The organism is Streptomyces dioscori (genome assembly GCF_003024195.1).
Lineage (GTDB): Bacteria > Actinomycetota > Actinomycetes > Streptomycetales > Streptomycetaceae > Streptomyces > Streptomyces dioscori.
Window position 1 is genome coordinate 18036 of the sequence record NZ_KZ679041.1, and the last position, 21990, is coordinate 40025.

The window sequence follows — 21990 nt, forward strand, 5'->3', positions numbered from 1 at the left end:
ACCGGGGAACTCGCCGGTGCACAGTGCATACGTTGTTGCGCATTCCACTTCTGCAGCGCATGCAATTCGGCCACGCGGGCATGACAGAAAAAGGGTTCGATTTCTCTTTACGATTACCGCGGAATTGCCGCCGCTTTTCCGTCGTATGACGGAACCGGATCAGTGCGGTCCTGCCACCGGGCCGCGTACGCCGCTCCCGCCACACCCGCTCCCATCACGGCACCGGGGGATGAGTGCGACCCCGCGCGGCGGATACCTTTAGGGCGTGCAGCCAGCAAGTGAACCCCCTCAGAGGACGTCCGGTCGTCTCCACCGGGCGCGTGCCCTCTATCGGAACGTCTCGAAGCGCAGGACCGCCTGGCTGCTGCTCAAGGACACCGTCAACTCGTGCATCGAGTACCGGATCCTCGGACTCGCGGCGGAGGCGGCGTTCTTCACGCTGCTGTCCGTGCCGCCGCTGCTGCTGAGCATGATCGGCCTGCTGGGCTACGTCGACGACTGGACCGGCGCCGACACCATCGCCAGCGTGGAGACCAGCCTCCTGGAGGCGTCCCGCACGGTCCTGACGGACAAGGGCGTCGCACAGATCGCCGAGCCGCTCCTGCACGACGTGATGGAGGGCGGCCGGCCCGACGTCATCTCCCTGGGCTTCCTGTTCGCCCTGTGGTCCGGCTCCCGCGCGGTGAACGTCTTCATCGACACCATCACCGTCATGTACGGCCTCGACGGGGTGCGCGGCATCGTCAGGACCCGCCTGATGGCCTTCCTGCTCTTCCTCGTGGCCCTGCTGATCGGCTCGGTCGCCCTGCCGCTGATGGTCGCGGGCCCCGACGCCGTGGTGAACGTCGTGCCGTGGTCGACGACCGTCGTACAGGTGCTCTACTGGCCCGTCGTCATCGTCCTGTCCATCGTCTTCCTGACCACGCTCTACCACGTGTCCGTACCGGTGCGCTCACCGTGGATCGAGGACGTGCCCGGCGCCCTCGTGGCGCTCACCATGTGGGTGCTGGGCAGCCTCCTGCTGCGCATCTACCTCACGAACACCGTCGAGGGCCCCACGATCTACGGCTCCCTGGCCGCGCCCGTCGCCGTCCTCCTGTGGATCGGTGTCGCCGCCTTCGCCGTCCTCGTGGGCGCCGCCGTCAACGCGGCCATCGACCGCGTCTGGCCCGCCGCGGCCACCGCCGCCGCCCGCGCCGTCAACGAACGGCTGCGCGCCGAGCAGGCCGCCGACCTCGTGGCCCGCGCGGCGGCGGCCCGCGCCGCGCAGGCCGAGGACGGCTACGACGACCCCGACGACCCGGACATGCCCTCCGAGTTCCCGGAGCGCTGGTCCCGCTTCCTGCCCCCCGAGGACGTGACCTCCCGGCTGCGCACCCACGCCAAGTCCACCCCCAAGAACAGCGACGACACGCCACCGCCGCTGTGACGACACGCCTCCGCCGGTGTGTCGAGCCACCTCCGCCGCAGTGACGCGGCAGCCCCGCCGCGGTGACCGCGGCGGGGCGTCAGAGAGCATCCGGGGGCGCAAGGCGTCAGACCTTCCACACACCGTCCGCCGCGTGCTCCCGCGCGAAGTCCGCGAAGTCGCGCGGCGCACGCCCCAGGACCTGCCGCACGCCGTCCGTGGTCCTCGCGTTGTGACCGTCGAGCAGCCCGTCGAAGACCTCCTCCATGAACGCGACCTCCTCGGCCGGCAGCCCGAACCCGGCCAGGATCTGCCCGTACTCCTTCGTCGGCACCGGCACGTACCGGATCTCCCGGCCCGCCGCGGTGGAGATCTCCGCCATGGCCTCCCGGAACGACAGCAGCCGCGGCCCCGTGATCTCCAGCGTCCGCCCCGCGTACGACGAGTCGGACAGGGCCTTCACCACGACCTCCGCGAGATCGCGCGCGTCGACGAACGGCACCGGCACCTCGCCCGCCGGGAAGACGAACTCACCGCCGCGTACGCCGTCCAGCAGCAGGCCCTCGCTGAAGTTCTGGAAGAACCAGTCGGCCTGCACCACGGTCCACGCGGCCCCCGACTCGCGCAGCGCCCGCTCGGTCGGCTCCGCCTGACGCTCCCCCCGCGCCGACAGCAGCACCAGTCGGCGCACACCGAGATCCTGGGCCCGCCGGGCGAACGCGGCGACGTTCCCGGCCGCGCCCGGCGCACCGACGTCCGGCGCGTACGCCAGATACGCCGCGTCGGCCCCGCGCAGCGCCTCGTCCCACGTCGAGGGGTCGTACCAGTCGAAGCGCACGTCACCACCGCGCGACGCGGCCCGTACGCCGAACCCCGCGGCCTTCGCCGCCTCCGCCACCTGACGCCCGGTCTTCCCCGAGGCGCCCGTCACCAACACCGTCCCGTTGCGCGTGTTTTCCGTCATGCGCCCAGTCAACGACCGGACGCCGAAAGGGAACATCGCTGAACCTCTCGTTCCCATAAGAGCGCGTCTACTCTGGGGCCATGGACGCACTCGCAGGGCTTCTGGAGGGTCCACGCGCGCGTGGCGCCTTCATGATCCGGGCGTGCTTCGAACCCCCCTGGTCCCTGCGGATCGAGGACCGCGCCCCGCTCACCGTCATGCTGATGATCCGCGGCGAGTCCTGGATCACCCCCGACCGGGGCGAGCCCGTGCTGCTGCGGGCCGGCGACCTCGCCATCGCGCGCGGCCCCGACCCGTACACCTGCGCCGACGACCCCGCGACCCCGCCCATCGCGGTGATCCTGCCGGGACAGGAGTGCACCTACCCCGACGGGCGCTCGATGCGCGGCCACATGGACCTCGGCGTCCGCACCTGGGGGCAGCGCCTCGACGGTTCCATGGTGATGCTGATCGGTACGTACCCGGTGCAGGGCGAGGTCAGCGGGCGCCTCCTCGACGCGCTGCCACCGGTGCTCACGCTCACCTCCGACGTGTGGGAGTGTCCACTGACCCCGCTGCTCATGGAGGAGATCGTCCGCGACGAGCCCGGCCAGGAGGTCGTCCTAGACCGGCTGCTCGACCTGCTGGTCATCGCCGCGCTGCGGGCCTGGTTCTCCCGCCCGGAGGCCGAGGCGCCCGCCTGGTACCGGGCCCTGGCCGACCCGGTCGTCGGCCGGGTGCTGCGGCTCGTCCAGGACGACCCGGCGCACCCCTGGACGGTCGCCTCCCTCGCCACGAAGGCCGGTGTCTCGCGGGCCGCCCTCGCCCGCCGCTTCAGCGAACTCGTCGGCGAGCCCCCGATGACGTACCTGACCGGCTGGCGTCTCGCCCTCGCCGCCGACCGGCTGCGCGACACCGGCGACACCCTGGAGGCCATCGCCCGCCAGGTCGGCTACGGCAGCGCGTTCGCCCTGTCCAGCGCCTTCAAACGGGTGTACGGGGTCAGCCCGCAGGAACACCGGACGCGGGCGGCCCGGCCGGCGGTCGGCGTAGCCTTCTGACCGTGTCCGAGCCGTCTGCCGAGCCGTACGTCGAGCCGTCTGCCGAGCCGTACGCCGAACGGCATCGCGAGCCGTCACCGGCGCCGTCGCCGTACCGGGAGCGGGCGTCGCGACTCGCCGGCGCGGTCGTGTGGACCCGTGCCGCCGTGCCGGGCGACGCGGCGCCGGTCCTGCCCGACGGCTGCATGGACCTGCTGTGGACCGAGGGCCGGCTGTTCGTCGCGGGACCCGACACGCGGGCGTACGTGAGCGACGAACCGGGCGGTCCGAGGCGGTACGCGGGAGTCCGGTTCTTTCCCGGCACCGCGCCCTCCTATCTCGGCGTACCCGCCCATGAACTGCGGGACCTGCGTGTCGACCTCGCGGATCTGTGGGACGGGAGCGAGGTGCGGCGGCTGACCGAGCGGGTCGACGCGGCGGCCGATCCGGCCGTCGCGCTGGAGGCGGTCGCCCTGGAGCGGGCGGCCGGGACCGGGGCGCCCGATCCGCGGCTGCGGGCCGTCGTGGCGGCGCTGTCCGCGGGGGCGGCTGTCGCCTCGACGGCCGAGGAAGTGGGCTGGAGCGAGCGGCAGTTGCACCGGCGGGCGCTGGTCGCGTTCGGGTACGGGCCGAAGATGCTCGCTCGTGTTCTTCGCTTGCAGCGGGCGTTGTCGATGGTGCGGGGTGGGGGCGCCGCGGCGGAGGTGGCGGTGGTTGCGGGGTTCGCGGACCAGGCTCATCTGGCGCGGGAGGTGAGGGAGTTGGCGGGGGCGCCGTTGGGGGTGCTGCTGCGCCTCTGAAGGGGCGCGGGGAACTGCGCGACCAGCCCCCACCGGACCCGCACGTACCCCCCGCAGGCTCCGGGGGCTGCACCCCCAGAAGAGGGGCCGCTACCGGCCCAGGTGGGCGAAGAGGTCCACCCCGTTGCCGTCCGGGTCATGGACGACCGCGTAACGCATGCCCCAAGGCGCGTCGAACGGCTTCAGTTCCGATGTGTGGCCCGCGGCCAGCAGCGCCTCGTACGTGGCGTCCACGTCCGCGGGGCTGTCGCACAGGAAGGCCAGGGCCACCCGGCCTCCGCCTGTCGGTGGTCGCCAGTCGGGGTGGAACGAGCGGATCGTGTCCTCCGTGTCGAGTGCGAAGCGCAGACCGCCGGGCAGTTCCGCCTCGACGTGCGGCAAGCTCTCGGCGCCCTCGGGGAAGGTGAGACCGAGACGGCGGTAGAAGGCGAGCGACGCGGCCATGTCGGAGACGACGAGGCCGATGAGGTCGAATCGTGGAGTGGTTCGTGGAGTCATGGGACCACCGTAGGGATCGTGGGGGCGCGGGTCTTGAAGGAATCGGACGTACGGGCAAGGCGGCGCACTCCGACGCCTTGTCGGGGTACGCCGCCCTGGGCGGAACGAGGTGCGGGGGCCGGCCCGCGTTGCCATGGCGCTTACTTCGCGTCGCGGTTGAACTGCGAGGCCGACCACCAGTAGCCGAGCGCCGCCAGGCCCAGGCACCAGGCCACGGCCAGCCAGCCGTTGTACCCGATCTCGGTGCCGAGCAGCAGCCCGCGGAGGGTCTCGATGGCCGGGGTGAAGGGCTGGTACTCGGCGATCGGCCGGAACCAGCCCGGCATGGTGTCGGCCGGGATGAACGCGCTGGAGATGAGCGGGAGCAGGATCAGCGGCATGGCCATGTTGCCGGCCGCCTCGGCGTTCGGGCTGGCCATGCCCATCCCGACCGCGATCCAGGTCAGCGCCAGGGAGAACAGGGCCAGCAGCCCGAACGCCGCCAGCCACTCGATGAACGTGGCGTCGGTGGACCGGAAGCCGATGGCCACACCCACGGCCCCGACGAGGACCAGACTGGCGAGCACTTGCAGGACGCTGCCGACGACGTGCCCGATGAACACCGATCCGCGGTGGATCGCCATGGTGCGGAAGCGGGCGATGATGCCCTCGTTCATGTCGGTGGCGACGGACACCGCGGCCCCGATCACGGTGCTGCCGATGGTCATCATCAGGATGCCCGGGACGATGTACGCGATGTACTCGGAGCGGTCGGCGCCGCCGTCCCCGATCCCCGCGCTCATCACGTCGCCGAAGATGTAGACGAAGAGCAGGAGCAGCATGACCGGGGTGAGCAGCAGGTTCAGGGTGAGCGACGGGTAGCGACGGGCGTGCAGCAGGTTGCGGCGCAGCATGGTGGACGAGTCGCGGACGGCGAGGGAGAGGGTACTCATCGGACGTTCTCCTTGGTCTGGTGGACCTGGTCGGCGGTCTGGCTGGGGACGGCGGTGCTGCCGGTGAGGGCGAAGAAGACGTCGTCGAGGTCGGGGGTGTGCACGGTGAGTTCGTCGGCTTCGATGCCGGCGGTGTCGAGCCGGTCGAGGATGGAGCGCAGTTCGCGCTGGCTGCCGTCGCTGGGGATCTGCAGGGCGAGTGCTTCGTCGTCGCGGGCGGTGTCGTGGAGCGCGGCGGCGGCGGAGCGGTAGGTGTGCGGGTCGGTGAAGCGGAGCCGGACGTGTCCGCCGGGGATGAGGCGCTTGAGTTCCTCGGCGCTGCCCTCGGCTGCGATGCGGCCGTTGTTGAGGACGGCGATGCGGTCGGCGAGCTGGTCGGCTTCTTCGAGGTACTGGGTGGTGAGGAAGACGGTGACGCCGTCCGTGACGAGTTCGCGGATGATCTGCCACATGTTGTGGCGGGAGCGGGGGTCGAGGCCGGTGGTGGGTTCGTCGAGGAAGATGATCCGCGGGCTGCCGACCAGGGTCATGGCGATGTCGAGGCGGCGTTTCATACCGCCGGAGTAGGTGGACGCGGGCTTCCTGGCGGCCTCCGTGAGGTCGAAGCGGTCCAGGAGCTCGGCGGCGGTCCTGCGGCCCTCCTTCTTCGGCAGGTGGTGCAGGTCGGCCATGAGGAGCATGTTCTCCTCGCCGGTGATCAGGCCGTCCACGGCGGAGAACTGGCCGGTGACGCCGATCGCTGCGCGGACCGCCTGCGGGTCGGCGCCGAGGTCGTGACCGCCGACGCGGATCGCGCCGGAGGCGGGGTCGGGGGAGACGAGCGTGGAGAGGATGTTGACGGCGGTGGTCTTGCCGGCCCCGTTCGGGCCGAGCAGGGAGAAGATCGTTCCTTCCGGGACGACCAGGTCGATGCCGTCGAGCACGACCTTGTCGCCGTAGGACTTGCGCAGCCCGTTCGCCGCGATGGCCGGATCGGTCATGAGGAATGCTCCTTCGAGAACTGCGGATCGGGGACTGCGGGGTAAGAATCGTGGGCCGTAAGGGCCGTAAGGGCCGTAAGGGCCGTAAGGGCCGTAAGGGCCGTAAGGGCCGTAAGGGCCGTATGTGCTGTGCGGGCTGTGCGGGCTGCGTGGGCCGCGAGTCAGAGGCTGCGGGCGGTGATGTCGCCGTACGACGTGGTCGCGCGGATGTTCAGAGCGGCGGCGGCGCCGTCGGAGTTCTTGAGCGCGTTGTCGATGCGGCCGAAGGCGGTACCGGCGTCCAGGGAGGCGGAGACTCCGCGGGCGGCGCCGACCGACACCTCCCCGGACTCCGTGCGCAGCACGACCGTGCCGCGCACGGCCTCGGTGATGCGGATGTCGCCCTTCTGGACGCTGATCTCCGCCGGGCCGCCGAGACGGCCGACCGAGATGTCACCGGCGAGCAGGGTGAGGCGGGCCTCCGCGGTCTCGTCGAGCTTGACCGAGCCCTGCGCGCCCTCGAAGGCGACGTCGCCCAGCCGTCCGACGCCCCGGAACTCGCCGGCGGCCGTCTTCGCCTCGACGTGGGAGCCGGCGGGGAGCTGGACGGTCACCTCGACGGACCCGGAGTTGCCGAGGATCCGGTTCTTCGCCGGTGCGGCCTCGATGCGCAGGACGCCGTCGTCGTAGGTGACCTTGATCTGCTCGGCGGCTTTCACGTCCCGGCTGTTCGAGGCGTTCGCGGGCAGGACCTCGACCGTGGTGTCGGCCCGGTCAGCGGCGATGAACCGGATGCGTCCCGCGGGGATGTCGAGGACGGCGGAGACCTGGTTGGTGGTGTCGAACTTCTGCATCGTGCTCTCCTCGGTGTGGTTGTCCGTTCGCCCGTTCGGCGTTTCCGACATTGGAAAAGCTACGTTGCGTTCATGGATGCGGCAACAAGTCTGTTGCACTTGGATGTGATAATTGCAGGTAAAGCGCTGTAATTCGTTGCGCTGGATGAGCATCTAACGCAACAATGAACCTCATCGTCGTTGCAATGTGCTTAAAGTGAACGCTATGCTCGACGCGCCGGGTACGACCTAGGACCATGAAGGAGACCGCGATGCCGGGAGGCAGGCTCACTCAGCAGGAACGCCAGCAGATCGCGCTGGGGCTGGCCGACGATCTCGCGTACGCGGAGATCGCCCGACGCCTCGACCGCCCGACCTCGACGATCACCCGCGAGGTCATGCGCAACGGCGGCCCCCTCGCCTACCGCGCGGACCTGGCACACCGCGCCACCGAACACCGCGCCCACCGGCGCAGGGAGGCCGCGCCCAAGGGGCAGGCGGCACCTCCGCAGGCCCACGGCCGTGACGCCGAAGCCGTACGCGCGTACGTGGAGGTGTTCACCACCCTCCTCATGCAGTCGGGCCTGCCCAAGATGACGTCCCGGGTGCTGGCGCACCTCTACACCACCGACGCGGGCAGCCTCACCGCGTCCGAACTCGTCCAGCATCTCCAGGTCAGCCCCGCGTCCATCTCCAAGGCCGTCACGCTCCTGGAGAGCCAGGGCCTCATCCGGCGGGAGCGGGACGAGCGCCGCCGCGAGAGCTATGTCGTCGACAACGACGTCTGGTACACGGGGATGATCGCCGCCGCCAAGTCCCACGCCCAGCTCGCCGAGACCGCACGGCAGGGTGTCAGCGTCCTCGGCGCCGACTCCCCGGCCGCCGCCCGCCTCGAAGGCATCGCCCGCTTCGTCGACTTCGTGGGCGAGGGGATGACCCGCGCGGCGGAACAGGCACGCGAGGTCCTGTACGCGAAGCCGGAGCCGCCGCGCTAGAGACCTGGACTTTTCCCGACGGCCGCCGCCACCTTCAGGCACCGCGAGGATCGGCACGAGGGGTTGTCTGTGACGCGCGGGCACGTCGTGGCTGGCCGCGCAGTTCCCCGCGCCCCTAAAAGCCCCGTGCGGGCCAGCGCCCTAAAGGGGCGCGGGGAACGGCGCGCTCAGCCACGACGCTCCCGCACGTGTCATGCGACGCCCGCCGGTGTCTTTGAGGGGCGCGGGGAACGGCGCGCTCAGCCACGACGCTCCCGCACGTGTCATGCGGCGCCCGCCGGAGTCTTTGAGGGGCGCGGGGAACTGCGCGCTCAGCCACGACGCACCCGCACCTGCCGCACGGCGCCCGCCAGTGCCCTTGAGGGGCGCGGGGAACTGCGCGGCCAGCCACGACGCACCCGCACACTCCCCACGGGCGCCCGCCCCCAAAAAATCACCGCCCCCGCGTACTCGCCCGCACAACCAACCGCGTCGACAACTCCGTCCGAGTCCCCTCAGGCTGCTCCCCAGCCATCAACCGCACCAGCAGCCGCAGCGCAACCCCCGCCATCTCGGAGACCGGCTGCCGGACAGTGGTCAGGGCGGGCGACGCCCACCGCGCTTCGGGCAGATCGTCGAACCCCACCACGCTCACATCGTCCGGTACGGACAACCCCCGCTCCGCGAGCGCGCGATACGCGCCCAGCGCCATCAGGTCGGAGCAGACGAAAACGCCCGTCGGCGGCTCCGGCAGATCGAGCAGCTCCAGCATCCTGCGGTACGCGGAGCCTTCGTCGAACCCGCCGTACCGCAGATACTCGCCCCGGTGCCGCACCCCCGCCGCCGCGAGCGCCGACCGGTACCCCGCGACCCGCGCCCCGGCGCACGTCTTGCGGCGATGCCCCGCGATGACGGCGACCCGTTCGTGGCCGAGCGAGAGCAGATGCTCGGTGGCGAGCACCCCGCCGTGCCAGTTGGCCCCGCCGACCGACACGACGCCCGCAGGGGGTTCGAGCGCCGGATCGATCAGCACGAACGGAATCCGGTGCTGCTCCAGCCAGGCGTACTGGGAGACGGTCAGTTCGGAGAGCTGGAACAGCACCCCGGACGAGCCCCGGCTCGCGAGCTTGTCCAGCCAGCCCCGTTCCGGACGGTCCCCCCGCGTCCGGGTCAGCCCCGCCGAGACCACCACCTCAAGTCCCGCGTCCTGCGCGGCCTCCTCCACGCCGTGCAGGATCGCCCCGGCCCAGGAGCTCTCCAGCGAGTGCACGACGAGGTCGACGAGCCCCGGCGACTTCGCCGCGTCGAACCGGGGTCTGCGCACGTAACCGAGCCGGTCGAGTGCCTCCGTGACCCGGCGGCGGGTTTCCGGCGCGACGTCCTCACGGCCGTTGACCACTTTCGAGGCCGTGGGCACGGACACTCCTGCCTCGCGGGCGACGACCGCGAGGGTCGGCCCCGCCACGCTCCCGGTACGCACCATGGAGCCCACCTCTCCGGCCCCGTCCCGAGGGCCCGCGAAAGTTTCGGGTAGAAAGCGCTTCCTAAAGCGGTCCCTACAGTAAGGCCGCCCGAACTCACCGTGGAAGAGCGGGTACTCGGTGGAATTCCCCGGAGCCGAAAGTCTCGAAATGCCGGACATGCTGGTCGTGCGCGGTTCCCCGGGCGATCTCAGGGTCGGTTCCCCGGGCGGTCCGGGGCGGGCGACACGTCCGGCTTCGGCACCCCGGGGCTGCGGAACACGGGGGTTCTGTGATGCGCTGACCCTGATCGCGGGATCGCGGGATCGCGGGATCGCGGGATCGCGGGATCGCGGTGAAGCGGTGAAGCGGTGAAGCGGTGAAGCGGTGAAGCAGTGCAGCGCGGTCCGCGGCGGCAGGTCGTTGCAGTGAGGAGGGGTTCGGATGGCTGAGGTACCTGCGGTGACCGAGGATCCCGGCGCGGCGGATGACCCCGTGGTCGGCACCCCTTACGGGCCGGTGCGCGGCCGTTACGAGAACGGCCTGGCCGTCTTCCGGGGCATCCCCTACGCGGCCCCGCCCTTCGGCCCCCGCCGCTTCCGGCCGCCCGTCCCGCCCGAGCCCTGGACCGGCGTGCGCGACGCGGGCGCCTTCGGGCCGACGCCGCCCAAGCCGCCGTACTCCGAGGCCTTCGCGAAGCTGCTCGCCGATCCGGTCGTACCGGGCGACGACTGCCTGAACCTGAACGTGTGGACCCCGGAGCCGGGTCCCGGCGCCCGCCTGCCGGTCATGGTGTGGATCCACGGCGGAGCGCTGACCCGGGGCTCGTCCGCGATCCCGGTGTACGACGGCCGGTCCTTCGCCCGGGACGGCGTGGTGTTCGTCTCCTTCAACTACCGCCTGGGCGTGGAGGGGTTCGGTCTCTTCCCGGATGCTCCCGCGAACCCGGGCCTGCGTGACCAGCTCGCCGCGCTGGAGTGGGTACGGGACTCGATCACGGAGTTCGGCGGCGACCCGGACCGGGTGACCGTCTTCGGCGAGTCCGCCGGGGCGATCAGCATCGGCGCACTGCTGGCGAGCCCTCGCGCCCAGGGGCTGTTCCGGCGCGCTGTGCTGCAGAGCGGGGCGCCCGAGGTGACGGAACGGGACAAGGTGCGGCGCCTGGTGCGGCGTATGGCGGCCAGGCTGAGGATCCCGGCGACCGCGCGGGCGTTCGCCGTCGCCGACCGCGGCGCCCTGGCCGCGGCGCAGGCGGAGGCCGGCCGCCGGGCGAGCCCGGTCGTCGGCGGGCCCGCGTTCGGCATCGTCGTGGACGGTGATCTGGTGCCACGCGATCCGCTGGAGGCGCTGATCGAGGGCGATGTGGCCAAGGACGTGGAACTGCTCGTCGGCTGGACCAGCGAGGAGTACCGGCTGTGGCTCGCGCCGACCGGACTCGTCGAACGCCTCGACCGGCTCGGCCCGGTCGCCCTGACCGCCGCGAGGGCCCGCTGCCGCTGCGGTCCCGAGGTGCCGCGCGGTTACCGGCTGGCCCGGCCCGGGGCGAGCACGGCCGATCTGGTGGGGCAGCTGGTCACGGACTTCCTTCTGCGCGTGCCGCTGCACCGGCTCGCGGACACCCACCGGGCGCGCTCGCACGTGTACGAGTTCGCCTGGCCGTCGAACGTACCCGGCCTCGGTGCCTGCCACGCCCTGGAGCTGGGCTTCGTCTTCGACACGACCGGCGTACCCGAGGCGGCGATGCTCGCGGGTCCCGGGGCGCCGCAGACCCTCGCCGACGAGATGCACTCGGCCTGGGTGCGGTTCGCCGTCACGGGCGACCCGGGCTGGCCCGTCTGGGACGACACTCATCCCGTACGGGTCTTCGGGTCGGGCGGGCCCGAGATCGTACGGGGGCTCCGGGACCGGGAGATGGCCCTGTGGGAGGCAGGGTCCCCTGCTCCCACCGGAACCGCCCGCAACCCGGCGTCCCCCGCGCCGGGCGCGGTGCCGAGGACGGTGGTGAGCCGGCTCCGCAGGCCGGGCGCCACGCGCAGGATCTGACGGCGACCTCCGCACCCGAAACCGCCCGAGCCACGCGAGCCGCCCGAGCCGCCCGAGCCACGCCAGCGGCGCAGGCCACGCGAGCCGTGCAGCCCACGCGAGCCGTGCAGGCCACGCATGGCGGCCCAGCCATGCGCTATACGCAAGCCACCCGGCCCGCCCAGGTCCCGACTCCGCCCGCCCAGGTCCCGGCCCGCCCAGGTCCCGACCGGGGCCGGCCCGGGGACTGCGTCAGCGCTCGGTCGTCGCCGACTGTCGCTGAGCTTCCCGGCCCTTGTTGCCCTTGTTGCCCTTGCTGCTCGTGTTGCTCGTGCTGCCCGTGGGGCGCTTGGTGCTTTCCGGGCGCCGGGTCAGGACGAGCGGGCCGCTCTCCGTGATGGCGACCGTGTGCTCGGAGTGGGCGGTGCGCGAGCCGTCGGCGGAGCGGATCGTCCAGCCGTCGGGGTCGTACACGATCTTGTCGGTGCCCGCGGCGAACCAGGGCTCGATCGCGATCGTCAGTCCGGGACGCAGCTTCCAGCCGCGGCCGGGGCGGCCGTCGTTGGGGATGTGCAGTTCCTCGTGCATCGTGCGGCCGATGCCGTGACCGCCGAATTCGAGGTTCACCGGGTACCCGTACTCCTTGGCGACCCCGCCGATGGCCGCCGAGATGTCCCCGAGCCGGTTGCCCGGCAGCGCGACCTCGATCGCGGCCTCCAGGGCGACCTCGGTGGCCTCGATCAGCCGCAGGTCCTCCGCGGCCGGGGTGCCGACGACGACGGACAGCGCCGAGTCGGCGGCCCAGCCGTCGACCATGACAGCCATGTCCATGGTCAGCAGATCCCCGTCGCGCAGCTTGTAGCTGTGCGGCAGCCCGTGCAGCACGGCGTCGTTGACCGAGAGGCACACCACGTTGCGGAACGGGCCCTTGCCGAAGGAGGGCTCGTAGTCCCAGTAGCAGGACTCCGCGCCGCGCTCCTTGATCCGGCGGCGGGCGTGGTGCTCCAGATCCATCAGGTTCACCCCGACCGCCGCGAGGTCACCGAGTTCGCCCAGCACCTGACCGAGGAACTGTCCGGTGACGTGCATGCGCTCGATGTCTGCGGGAGATTTGTGCTCGATCACTGCGTTCCTCGTTTCCCCGGGGCGGCCGACCGGTATATTTATACCAGAGGGTGGGATGGTTGCCCGCCGGACGCCACCGCCTCTAGCATGTGCGGATGGTCCGCCATCCGCTCGCCCCAGAACAGATCGAGGCGGGCCGTCGTCTCGGGGCGGCCTTGCGCTCCGCCCGGGCCGGCCGCAGTCCCGCCGAAGTCGCCGCGGCGGCGGAGATCTCGCCCGAAACGCTCCGCAAGATCGAGACCGGCCGTATGCCGACGCCCGCGTTCGGCACGATCGTCCGGCTCAGCGAGGTGCTGGGTGTACCGCTGCCGGAGCTCGCCAGCATCTGGCGCACGGACCCCGCTCTCAGCGCGGCCTCCTGATCCCGTGGACACGCCTTCGCCCCGCTCACAGCGGTGAGCGGGGCGAAGACTTCAGGTGGACCGGGGCGTGTCAGGTCCGGTCAGGAGATCCGGTCAGGGCAGGGTCCATTTCTGGTTGGCGTTGGTGTGGCAGGTCCACAGATGCACCGCGGTTCCGTCGTTCCAGGTGCCGCCCGAGGCGTCCATGCACTTGCCGGACTGCGGGTTGCGGACGGTGCCGTCGGACTGTGCGGCCCAGGTCTGGGCGCCGGAGCCGTTGCACGTCCAGAGCTGGATCTTCGTACCGTCGGCGTTGCCTCCGCCGCTGACGTCGAGGCACTTGCCGAGCGCCTTCAGCGTGCCGTCGGTTCCGACGGTCCATTTCTGGGCGGCGGATGAGTTGCAGGTCCAGATCTGGACCTTGGTGCCGTCGGCGGTCTGGGCGTTGTCGATGTCCAGGCACTTGCCGTTGACGCCCTTCACCTCGCCCGTACGGGGGCCGGGTTCCTGCCCGCCGGCGCGCTTGACGCGGATGTTGCGGAAGGACACGTCGTCGCCGTCACCGTGGTTCTGCAGCCCGATGTGCCCCTGCCGCAGACTCCGTACGGGATCGGTGTTGGTGAAGTCGTTGATCTTCCGCCCGTTGAGGAAGATCTCCAGCCGCTCACCGGTGACCCGCAGTTCGTAAGTGTTCCACTCGCCCGGCGGATTCAGCGCCGCGTCCCGGGCTGCGAGGTCGGCGGACTTGTAGCCGTACACGGAACCCGTCGTGCGGTCCGCCGAGTCGGTGGCGTCGATCTGGATCTCGTAGCCGTTGTTCACCGCGGACCACGGGTCGTCGGAGGCCGGGAAGCCGATGAAGATCCCGGAGTTGTCGTCCCCGGCCATCTTCCAGTCGAGCTTGAGGGAGTAGTCCCCGGTGAACTCCTGGGCGTTGTACCAGAACAGCCCCATACCGCCCACGGAGGTGAGGGTGCCGTCCGCGAGGCTGAACTGCCCCGGTCCCGCCTGCTTCCAGCCGGTGGTGGACGAGCCGTTGAACAGGGACGTGTAGCCGGTCTCCGGGCGGCAGTCCGCGTCGGTCATCCCGGAGGCCCAGCGGACACCGCCGAGGAGGTGGCGCCGGAACGCGGGATCGTCGTACGACTCGGCGGTGTGTCCGCCGCCGGTGTAGAAGGACCGGCCGCCCTGGTAGTCCTTGCACCAGGCGATCGGATGGTCCCCGGACATGTTCCCGCCCGAGTAGCTGGACTCGTCGAGCGAGGCCAGGACACGGGCGGTGGTACGGGGATTGGTGCGGTAGTTGTACCACTCGTCCGTGCGCTGCCAGGTGCTGCCCAGGTGGGCGGTGGCGTCGTGCGCCCGGTCCTCCACCTTGACCGTGGCGGACTGGATCGCCGGATGCGAGTGGAAGAGCGCGCCCGCCAGCCCCTCGTAGAAGGGCCAGTCGTACTCGGTGTCGGCGGCGGCGTGGATGCCGACGTAACCGCCGCCGCCCTGCACGTAACCCTCGAAGGCCGTCTGCTGGGCGGCGTTCAGCACGTCGCCCGTCGTCGACAGGAAGACGACGCTCTTGTACTGGGCGAGGTTGCCGGTCGTGAAGGCCGCGGCGTCCTCGGTCGCGTCCACGGTGAAGTTGTTCGCGCCGCCGAGGCCGCGCAGGGCGGCGATGCCCTCGTCGATCGAGTCGTGGCGGAAGCCCGCCGTCTTGGAGAACACGAGGATCTTGTACGCGGGGTCGGCCGCCGCGAGGGGCGGTGCTTCGGCGGTGACGGACGGGCTCACCGCGCCGGGCAGCGCGGCGGCCTGCGGGGTCAGACAGAGCGCGGCACCGACGAACAGGCCGAGGACAGCTTTCAGGCAGGTGTGCACAGAAGTACGCATGGTCGGTCTCCTCCCTCCTACGGCAGGGTCCACTTTTGGTTGGCGTTGGTGTGGCAGGTCCACAGGTGGACGGCGGTTCCGTCGTTCCAGGTGCCGCCGGACGCGTCGAGGCACTTGCCGGACTGGGGGTTGCGGACGGTGCCGTCGGACTGGGCGGCCCAGGTCTGGGCGCCGGAGCCGTTGCACGTCCAGAGCTGGATCTTCGTACCGTCGGCGTTGCCTCCGCCGCTGATGTCCAGGCACTTGCCGAGCGCCTTCAGCGTGCCGTCGGTTCCGACGGTCCATTTCTGGGCGGCGGACCCGTTGCAGGTCCAGATCTGCACCTTCGTACCGTCGGCGGTCTGGGCGTTGTCGATGTCCAGGCACTTGCCGTTCACGCCCTTCACCTCACCCGTGCGGGCTGCGCCGCCCGAGGTGGTGAAGGAGAACTCGTCCACGTCGAAGAGCGCGCCGCTGCCACCCTTGAAGACGAGGTACAGGGAGGTGGAGCCGGTCGGCTGGTTGCTCAGCGCGGCCGTCACGTCCTGGAAGGTCTCCCAGCCGCCGGTCACCGGCACGGTCGCCGTGCCGAGCAGCGTGCCGGTCGTGGAACCGGCGCGGACCTCGATGGTGCCGCCCGCGCCCGCCGAGGAGACCCGGGCGGTGAACCGCGTCGCGTTGCCGAGGGCGTACGGCTTGAAGGAGATCCAGTCGTTGTTCTCGATGTTGCCGACGGTCTTGCCGCCGTGCGCGGGGGTGTGGGAGACGACGTCGACGCCCGAGGAGTCGCCGTAGTGCTCGCCCTGGCGGTGGCTGGGCTGGATGACGTGCTGGTCGTGCGCGGTCAGCGCGGGCTGGCCACCGGCGCCCTTGTCGGTGTACTCGGCGTCGAGCACGCCGAAGATGTTGGCGTTGGGATCGTGCTCGCCGTCCGCCAGGGTCTGCAGCGTGCCGGTGCAGCCGGTGGCCGAGGTCTGCGGATGCCCGTGGCTGTCGTGTCCGACGATGAAGGTGACCTTCACCTTGGCGCAGTCGATCGTGCCGTCCTCGGGATCGGTCACCGTCACCTTGAACGGGATGGCGTCACCGAAGTCGTGAATACTGCCGTCCAGGGGCAGATCGAGTTTCACCGTGGGCGCGGTGTTGCCCACCGTGATCTGCACGGAGGCGCTGCCGGACTTGCCGGTGCTGTCCGTGACCGTCAGCGTGGCGGTGAACTGCCCGTTGGTCGTGTAGGTGTGGGAGGGGTTGGCGGCGGTCGAGGTGGAGCCGTCGCCGAAGTTCCAGGCGTAGCTCAGGGCGTCGCCGTCCGGGTCGGTGCTGCCGGCCGAGGAGAACGCGACGGCCAGCGGTGACTTGCCCGAGGTGACGTTCGCCTTCGCCTGCGCGGTCGGGGCGAGGCCGCCCGTGACGTGCTCGATGCGGTACAGCGCGGAGTTCGCGTCGCCGTTGAAGTAGCCGGTGCCGTAGTCGAGGACGTACAGGGCGCCGTCGGGGCCGAAGGCCATGTCCATCACCTGGGTGCCGGTCCAGGGGACGGAGTTGATGGACTGCACGGTGCCGTCGCCGCTCGCCTCGATGCGCTTGATCCAGCGGCGGCCGAACTCACCGGCGAAGAAGTCCCCGTCGTACTCCTGCGGGAACTTCACCTCGGAGGTGGAGTTCGCGTCGTAGCGGTAGACCGGGCCGCCCATCGGGGACTCCGAGCCGTTGCCGAACTCCGGGACGGAACCGCCGTCGTACGGGATCCAGGCGGGCTGGGCCGCGGGCAGGCTGGTGAGACCGGTGTTGTTCGGCGAACTGTTCGTGGGCGCCGCACAGTTGAAGGCGGAGCCGGAGGCACCGGTGGCGAAGTTGTAGTCGATGTAGGCGTCGTTCTTGCCGGTGCAGTACGGCCAGCCGAAGTTGCCCGCCTTGGTGATCCGGTTGAACTCCACCTGCCCGCCGGGGCCGCGGGTGGGACTGGCGGTGCCCGCGTCGGGGCCGTAGTCGCCGAGGTAGACGATGCCGGTGGCCTTGTCGACGCTCATCCGGAAGGGGTTGCGGAAGCCCATCGCGTAGATCTCGGGCCGGGTCTTCGCGGTCCCGGAGGGGAAGAGGTTGCCGCTGGGTATGGAATACGACCCGTCCGCGTTGACCTTGATCCGCAGGACCTTGCCGCGCAGGTCGTTGGTGTTCCCCGCGGAGCGCTGGGCGTCGAACGCGGGGTTGCGGGTGGGGCGTTCGTCGATGGGGGTGTAGCTGTCCGAGGCGAACGGGTTGGTGTCGTCGCCGGTGGACAGATACAGGTTTCCCGCCGCGTCGAAGTCGATGTCGCCGCCCACGTGGCAGCACAGACCGCGCGAGGCGGGCACGTCGAGGATCTTCTTCTCGCTGGCGAGATCGAGGGTGCCGTCGGTCTTCAGGACGAACCGCGACAGCCGGTTGACCCCGTCGAAGGGGGCGAAGTCGGCGGCACTGCCGTCGGAGGGGGCGTCACCGGCGGGCGTGCTGAGCGTGGGCGCGTAGTAGAGATAGACCAGCCGGTTGGAGGTGAACCCGGGGTCCACGGCAACGCCCTGGAGCCCCTCCTCGTCATGGCTGTAGACATTCAACTTGCCCGCGACGGAGGTGGTTCCGGCCGCGTTCGTCAGACGGAGCGTGCCGTCCCGGGAGGTGTGCAGGACCGAGCGGTCCGGCAGCACCGCCAGGGTCATCGGCTCGCCCGTCTCGGCCACGCCCTTGGCGAGCGTGACCTGCTGGAACTCGACGGCGGCGGCTTTCGACCCGCCGGCCGGGTCCGCGGCGGCGGGGGAGATGGGCAGCAGACAGCCGACGGCTACGGCCGCGGCGGTCAGCAGGTGACGGACACGTCTGTGTCCGAGCGGTTTCGTGCGCACAGAGGTCTCCCATGGTGGGGTGGGATGACGACAGCCCTGAGCGGACTGCCAAGCGGTGCACAGGCGCGCGCCGTCGCGCCGTCGTGACCGGTCGCAGCGAGCGCTATGACCGGTTCATTTCAAGGAAGTTAGCGACCTTTGTCGACGCCCGTAACCCATCGAGCACAACTTCCCAACACTTTTTCCCCACCGAGGACAAAGTGCCCCGACCCGAAAGGACCGCGGGGCGGTGCAGACGTCCGGCCGGGCCCCGATAGGGGCGCGGGGAACTGCGCGACCGGCCCCCACGGGCCCGCAGACCCGCGACGACAGGTCCACCCGCCCCCGGGCGGAGCCCTACCTAGGTGGGCCCCTGCCTATGCAGGGCCCACCACGGCCGCGATCCGCGAAATCGCTTCCGGGCCCACCCGACAACACCCGCCGACCAGTCGCGCCCCCGCACGCTCCCAGCCCACAACCCGCTCCGGCGCGAACGTGGAGCGCCCGCTCCAGGCCCGCACCCCCGCGTCCCACGTCTCCCCGCTGTTCGGATAGACGACGACCGGTTTCCCGGTGATCCGCACGGCCGTCGCCACCGCCGCGTCCACCTCCTCGGGGGCGCAGCAGTTGACGCCGACCCCGATCACCTCGTCGGCGTCGGCGGCCACCGCGAACGCCTCCTCCAGCGACTGCCCGGCCCGCGTCCGCCCCCCGGCGACGCTGTACGACAGCCACGCGGGCACACCGAGCCCACGCACCGCCCGCACCAGGGCCCGCGCCTCGTCGACGTCGGGCACGGTCTCCAGGGCCAGGACATCGGGGCGGGCCCCGGCCAGCACCTCCACCCGGGACCGGTGGAAACGCTCCAGCTCATCCACGTTCAGCCCGTACCGCCCCCGGTACTCGGACCCGTCCGCGAGCATCGCCCCGTACGGCCCCACGGACGCCGCCACCCACAGCGGCCCGCGCACACCCTTCGTCCCGGCCTGCCGGGCGGCCTCCCGCGCGAGCCCGACGCTCAGCCCCAGGAGCCGGGCCGCACGCTCCCGGGAGATACCGCGCCGCGCGAAGCCCTCGAAGGTCGCCTGGTAACTGGAAGTGATCGCAACATTCGCACCGGCCTCGAAGTAGGCGAGATGCGCCTCAACGATCGCCTCGGGCTGCTCGACGAGCAGCCGGGCCGACCACAGCTCGTCACTCAGATCGTGCCCGGCGGCCCGCAGCTGATTGGACAGCCCACCGTCGAGAACGACGGTGCCGGCGCCGGAGGTGAGGACGTCGGCCAGGGAACGGGCCGCTGCACCGGGAGAGCTGTTGCTGGTCATACGCCGACGCTAACCGAAACGCAGCTGTACGCAGGGTCTTCGCGGTGCCGTTGCGACGGGTCGGAGGCAAGGCGTTTGCCCACCACCCGACGGACGGCGTCACCGGCAGCCGGGACGGCGGCGGTTCCGCGTGGGGTGGGATGCGCGATCCGTGTGCGTCCGGCGTCAACTCAGGTCAGGCCAGGTCAGGAAGTTCTGCAGGGTCGGGCGGTCGCCCTCGGCTCGTGCGGGGTCCAGGGGGAGGCGGCCGTGCAGGGTGAGCAGTAGTTCGCTCGCGGAGCCGTGGAGTGCGGCGTCCGCGTCCCGTCCGTCGTCGGTGACGAGGCGTGACCCCGACTCCGTCAGGTCGAGGAGCCACGACTCGCCCTCGGAAGCGTGCAGGCCGATCCGGGCAGGCGCGTGCGGCCAGGGACCGGCGGTGCCGTGGCTCACGCCGATGAACTCGGCTATGCCGTCGAGCGCCACGACCGCCGGGACGGGCAGGGGAGTTCCCGTGGCCAGCTGGGCGTCGAAGGCATGCACAGCGGCCTCCTGGACCTGATGGCGCGCCACGGAACCGCTGTTCTCGACCACGTCGGAGTCGCCCCACCACGTCCAGCAGCCCACCGCGGAACCCGCGGCTCGCAGGGCCACGATCAGCTCCTCGGTGGCCGCGGCCGAACGCGCCAACAGGTCGGTCGGCAGCGCGTCATCCGACCCGGTGGCGTCCGGCGCCACGGCCGGAGGCTTCTCGCTGGGCCCGGCCGCGACCGCCGCCGCCCAGAACCGGTGCACCTCGATCACGTGCTCGACGAGTTCGCGCAGCGACCAGTCGGGGCAGCTGGGCACGCGGACATCCAGATCGGGAGAACCGGCGACGCTGTCGCGCAGGGCGGCGGAGCGGTCCTCGATCAAGGCCAACAGGTCTTCGAACGAGAGTGTCTGGGTCATCCCCGTTTCCTATCACCCGCCACTGACAGTGGCGTTGGCCGCGCGGTTCCGCGTGTGGCCGCGCCCGGCCGTTACCGGGCCGAGGCCGATTCCGGCTGAGGTTCTTCCGGATCGCTCCCGACCCGTTGACCTCCCCGTAACACGCCCTTACCTTTTCGGCGTTCGGGATGGCAGATGTTGTGCGAAATGCCGAACATTTCTGTTCGCTTTTGTGTCCCCCCACCCCGAGACCGCCATCCTCCTGAAGGAGCGTGCTTGAGATGAGACGCCTGTACGCCGTACTCCTCGCCCTCTGTCTGGCCCTCGCCGGTGCCCTCGCCACCGCGGGCCCGGCCCAGGCCGCCGCGCAGACCGTCGCGAACGGCACGCAGTTCACCGACACCAACGGCAGCCCGGTGCACGCCCACGGCGGCGGAGTCGTCAAGGTCGGCTCGTACTACTACTGGTTCGGGGAGAACCGGAACTCCGACAACACCTTCCGCTACGTGGACGCCTACCGCTCCACCGACCTGAAGAACTGGGAGTTCCGCAACCACGTCCTGACCGAGGCGAGCGACCCGGAGCTGGCGACCGCGAACATCGAGCGGCCCAAGGTCATGTACAACGCCTCCACCGGCAAGTTCGTGATGTGGATGCACAAGGAGAACGGCGTCGACTACGGCGAGGCCCGCGCCGCGGTAGCCGTGTCGGACACGGTGGACGGCAACTACACCTGGCAGGGCAGTTTCCGGCCGCTCGGCACGCACATGTCCCGTGACATCACGGTGTTCGTCGACACGGACGGCGCGGGATACATGGTCTCGGCCGCCCGCGAGAACTACGACCTGCAGATCTACCGGCTGACCGCCGACTACACCGGTATCGCCGCTCTCGTCGCCGACCCCTGGCACGGAGGCCACCGTGAGGCACCGGCCCTCTTCAAGCGCAACGGCGTCTACTTCATGCTGACTTCGGGGGCGACGGGCTGGAGTGCGAACCAGCAGCAGTACGCCACGGCGACCTCGATCGCGGGCCCCTGGACCGCGATGGCGAACGTCGGCGACTCGACGACGTACAACTCGCAGACCGCCTTCGTCCTGCCCGTGCAGGGGAGTTCGGGCACCTCCTACCTCTACATGGGTGACCGCTGGGGCAACTCCTTCGGCGGTACGGTCAACGACTCCCGTTACGTCTGGCTGCCGTTGACCTTCCCCAGTTCGACCACGATGTCCATGGCCTGGTCGCCGGAGGTCACCGTCGACACGGCCACCGGGACGGTCACCGGGGCGAGTGCCACGTACAACTCGCTGATCGCCCGCCACTCCGCCAAGTGCGCCGACGTGACCAGTCAGTCGCTGTGGGCGGGTGCCCAGATCAAGCAGTACACCTGCAACGGCGGTACCAACCAGAAGTTCTGGTTCAAGTCGGTCGGCAGCGGTTACTACCAGCTGGCCGTGCGGGGCAGCTCCCTGTGCGTGCAGGAGAACGCGAGCACCGTCACGCAGGAGAACTGCGGCAGTTCGTCGACCGCCCAGCAGTGGTCGCTCACCACCACCGGCTCCTACGTGACCATCAAGTCCCGCGCCACCGGCGAGTGCCTGGACGTGAACGGCGGATCCACCGCCGACTCCGCCGCACTCATCACGTACACCTGCAACGGCGCGACCAACCAGCAGTGGACCCGAGGGAGTTGAGGGACC

At 70.8% G+C, this 21990-nt stretch carries 18 protein-coding genes; 7 read left to right on the plus strand and 11 right to left on the minus strand.

Annotated elements, in window-relative coordinates; genetic code table 11:
• Nucleotides 1-265: 265 nt before the first annotated feature.
• Nucleotides 266-1429 carry a YihY/virulence factor BrkB family protein gene (locus tag C6Y14_RS11395; RefSeq protein ID WP_107016483.1) on the plus strand — a complete coding sequence of 388 codons (1164 nt, stop codon included), beginning with the start codon at nt 266-268 and terminating at the stop codon, nt 1427-1429.
• 106 nt (nt 1430-1535) lie between these two features.
• Here the strand turns inward: C6Y14_RS11395 and C6Y14_RS11400 are convergent, their stop codons facing one another.
• Nucleotides 1536-2372: an NmrA family NAD(P)-binding protein gene (locus tag C6Y14_RS11400; RefSeq protein WP_107016484.1), complete on the minus strand. Its 837-nt coding sequence runs from the start codon at nt 2370-2372 to the stop codon at nt 1536-1538.
• An 80-nt stretch (nt 2373-2452) separates the two neighbouring features.
• Here C6Y14_RS11400 and C6Y14_RS11405 point away from each other — a divergent pair, with 80 nt between their 5' ends.
• Both C6Y14_RS11405 and C6Y14_RS11410 read left to right on the plus strand, forming a co-directional pair.
• The gene (locus C6Y14_RS11405; RefSeq protein ID WP_107016485.1) at nt 2453-3412 is read left to right on the plus strand and encodes an AraC family transcriptional regulator; all 960 of its coding nucleotides are present in this window, start codon (nt 2453-2455) and stop codon (nt 3410-3412) included.
• A 128-nt stretch (nt 3413-3540) separates the two neighbouring features.
• A complete protein-coding gene (locus C6Y14_RS11410) occupies nt 3541-4191 on the plus strand; it encodes a helix-turn-helix domain-containing protein (protein WP_225891054.1) in 651 nt (216 codons plus the stop codon).
• A gap of 90 nt (nt 4192-4281) precedes the next feature.
• Here the strand turns inward: C6Y14_RS11410 and C6Y14_RS11415 are convergent, their stop codons facing one another.
• The 4 genes from C6Y14_RS11415 to C6Y14_RS11430 all read right to left on the minus strand — a co-directional run bounded on the left by C6Y14_RS11415 (nt 4282) and on the right by C6Y14_RS11430 (nt 7434).
• Complete coding sequence (locus C6Y14_RS11415) at nt 4282-4689, minus strand: VOC family protein (protein ID WP_107016487.1); 408 nt, start codon at nt 4687-4689, stop codon at nt 4282-4284.
• Between the two features lie 140 nt (nt 4690-4829).
• Nucleotides 4830-5621 carry an ABC transporter permease gene (locus C6Y14_RS11420; protein ID WP_107016488.1) on the minus strand — a complete coding sequence of 264 codons (792 nt, stop codon included), beginning with the start codon at nt 5619-5621 and terminating at the stop codon, nt 4830-4832.
• The gene (locus C6Y14_RS11425) at nt 5618-6601 is read right to left on the minus strand and encodes an ATP-binding cassette domain-containing protein (protein ID WP_107016489.1); all 984 of its coding nucleotides are present in this window, start codon (nt 6599-6601) and stop codon (nt 5618-5620) included. The genes C6Y14_RS11420 and C6Y14_RS11425 overlap by 4 nt, the downstream gene beginning before the upstream one ends.
• A 161-nt stretch (nt 6602-6762) precedes the next feature.
• Nucleotides 6763-7434: a DUF4097 family beta strand repeat-containing protein gene (locus C6Y14_RS11430; protein ID WP_107016925.1), complete on the minus strand. Its 672-nt coding sequence runs from the start codon at nt 7432-7434 to the stop codon at nt 6763-6765.
• Nucleotides 7435-7685: 251 nt separating this feature from the next.
• Here C6Y14_RS11430 and C6Y14_RS11435 point away from each other — a divergent pair, with 251 nt between their 5' ends.
• Nucleotides 7686-8408: a helix-turn-helix domain-containing protein gene (locus C6Y14_RS11435; RefSeq protein WP_107016490.1), complete on the plus strand. Its 723-nt coding sequence runs from the start codon at nt 7686-7688 to the stop codon at nt 8406-8408.
• A 433-nt stretch (nt 8409-8841) separates the two neighbouring features.
• On the opposite strand, the gene C6Y14_RS11440 is transcribed toward C6Y14_RS11435, so the two are convergent.
• Entirely contained in the window at nt 8842-9870 is a 1029-nt protein-coding gene (locus tag C6Y14_RS11440) for a LacI family DNA-binding transcriptional regulator (RefSeq protein WP_107016491.1), read from the minus strand.
• A 421-nt stretch (nt 9871-10291) separates the two neighbouring features.
• On the opposite strand from C6Y14_RS11440, the gene C6Y14_RS11445 reads away from it, so the two are divergent.
• Nucleotides 10292-11890 carry a carboxylesterase/lipase family protein gene (locus C6Y14_RS11445; protein WP_107016492.1) on the plus strand — a complete coding sequence of 533 codons (1599 nt, stop codon included), beginning with the start codon at nt 10292-10294 and terminating at the stop codon, nt 11888-11890.
• Between the two features lie 231 nt (nt 11891-12121).
• On the opposite strand, the gene map is transcribed toward C6Y14_RS11445, so the two are convergent.
• Nucleotides 12122-12994: a type I methionyl aminopeptidase gene (gene map / locus C6Y14_RS11450; RefSeq protein WP_107016493.1), complete on the minus strand. Its 873-nt coding sequence runs from the start codon at nt 12992-12994 to the stop codon at nt 12122-12124.
• 95 nt (nt 12995-13089) lie between these two features.
• Here map and C6Y14_RS11455 point away from each other — a divergent pair, with 95 nt between their 5' ends.
• The gene (locus C6Y14_RS11455) at nt 13090-13356 is read left to right on the plus strand and encodes a helix-turn-helix domain-containing protein (RefSeq protein WP_107016494.1); all 267 of its coding nucleotides are present in this window, start codon (nt 13090-13092) and stop codon (nt 13354-13356) included.
• A gap of 93 nt (nt 13357-13449) precedes the next feature.
• Here C6Y14_RS11455 and C6Y14_RS11460 read toward each other — a convergent pair whose 3' ends face one another.
• The 4 genes from C6Y14_RS11460 to C6Y14_RS11475 form a co-directional block, all read right to left on the minus strand.
• Complete coding sequence (locus tag C6Y14_RS11460; RefSeq protein ID WP_107016495.1) at nt 13450-15219, minus strand: ThuA domain-containing protein; 1770 nt, start codon at nt 15217-15219, stop codon at nt 13450-13452.
• A gap of 17 nt (nt 15220-15236) precedes the next feature.
• A complete protein-coding gene (locus C6Y14_RS11465; protein ID WP_107016496.1) occupies nt 15237-18077 on the minus strand; it encodes a PQQ-dependent sugar dehydrogenase in 2841 nt (946 codons plus the stop codon).
• Between the two features lie 356 nt (nt 18078-18433).
• Entirely contained in the window at nt 18434-19381 is a 948-nt protein-coding gene (mmuM, locus tag C6Y14_RS11470; RefSeq protein ID WP_107016497.1) for a homocysteine S-methyltransferase, read from the minus strand.
• Between the two features lie 165 nt (nt 19382-19546).
• Nucleotides 19547-20311, minus strand: a complete 765-nt coding sequence (locus C6Y14_RS11475; protein WP_107016498.1) for a maleylpyruvate isomerase family mycothiol-dependent enzyme — start codon at nt 20309-20311, stop codon at nt 19547-19549.
• A gap of 260 nt (nt 20312-20571) precedes the next feature.
• On the opposite strand from C6Y14_RS11475, the gene C6Y14_RS11480 reads away from it, so the two are divergent.
• The gene (locus C6Y14_RS11480; protein WP_107016499.1) at nt 20572-21984 is read left to right on the plus strand and encodes an RICIN domain-containing protein; all 1413 of its coding nucleotides are present in this window, start codon (nt 20572-20574) and stop codon (nt 21982-21984) included.
• Nucleotides 21985-21990 lie beyond the last annotated feature (6 nt).

What these genes read in the sequence shown, in the direction of transcription:
- C6Y14_RS11405 (WP_107016485.1), top strand. Translation starts at nt 2,453, where the DNA reads ATGGACGCACTCGCAGGGCTTCTGGAGGGTCCACGCGCGCGTGGCGCC.
- C6Y14_RS11400 (WP_107016484.1), bottom strand. Translation starts at nt 2,372, where the DNA reads ATGACGGAAAACACGCGCAACGGGACGGTGTTGGTGACGGGCGCCTCG.
- C6Y14_RS11420 (WP_107016488.1), bottom strand. Translation starts at nt 5,621, where the DNA reads ATGAGTACCCTCTCCCTCGCCGTCCGCGACTCGTCCACCATGCTGCGC.
- C6Y14_RS11445 (WP_107016492.1), top strand. Translation starts at nt 10,292, where the DNA reads ATGGCTGAGGTACCTGCGGTGACCGAGGATCCCGGCGCGGCGGATGAC.
- C6Y14_RS11430 (WP_107016925.1), bottom strand. Translation starts at nt 7,434, where the DNA reads ATGCAGAAGTTCGACACCACCAACCAGGTCTCCGCCGTCCTCGACATC.
- C6Y14_RS11475 (WP_107016498.1), bottom strand. Translation starts at nt 20,311, where the DNA reads ATGACCCAGACACTCTCGTTCGAAGACCTGTTGGCCTTGATCGAGGAC.
- C6Y14_RS11440 (WP_107016491.1), bottom strand. Translation starts at nt 9,870, where the DNA reads ATGGTGCGTACCGGGAGCGTGGCGGGGCCGACCCTCGCGGTCGTCGCC.
- C6Y14_RS11460 (WP_107016495.1), bottom strand. Translation starts at nt 15,219, where the DNA reads ATGCGTACTTCTGTGCACACCTGCCTGAAAGCTGTCCTCGGCCTGTTC.
- C6Y14_RS11455 (WP_107016494.1), top strand. Translation starts at nt 13,090, where the DNA reads ATGGTCCGCCATCCGCTCGCCCCAGAACAGATCGAGGCGGGCCGTCGT.
- C6Y14_RS11480 (WP_107016499.1), top strand. Translation starts at nt 20,572, where the DNA reads ATGAGACGCCTGTACGCCGTACTCCTCGCCCTCTGTCTGGCCCTCGCC.
- mmuM (WP_107016497.1), bottom strand. Translation starts at nt 19,381, where the DNA reads ATGACCAGCAACAGCTCTCCCGGTGCAGCGGCCCGTTCCCTGGCCGAC.
- C6Y14_RS11415 (WP_107016487.1), bottom strand. Translation starts at nt 4,689, where the DNA reads ATGACTCCACGAACCACTCCACGATTCGACCTCATCGGCCTCGTCGTC.
- C6Y14_RS11425 (WP_107016489.1), bottom strand. Translation starts at nt 6,601, where the DNA reads ATGACCGATCCGGCCATCGCGGCGAACGGGCTGCGCAAGTCCTACGGC.
- C6Y14_RS11435 (WP_107016490.1), top strand. Translation starts at nt 7,686, where the DNA reads ATGCCGGGAGGCAGGCTCACTCAGCAGGAACGCCAGCAGATCGCGCTG.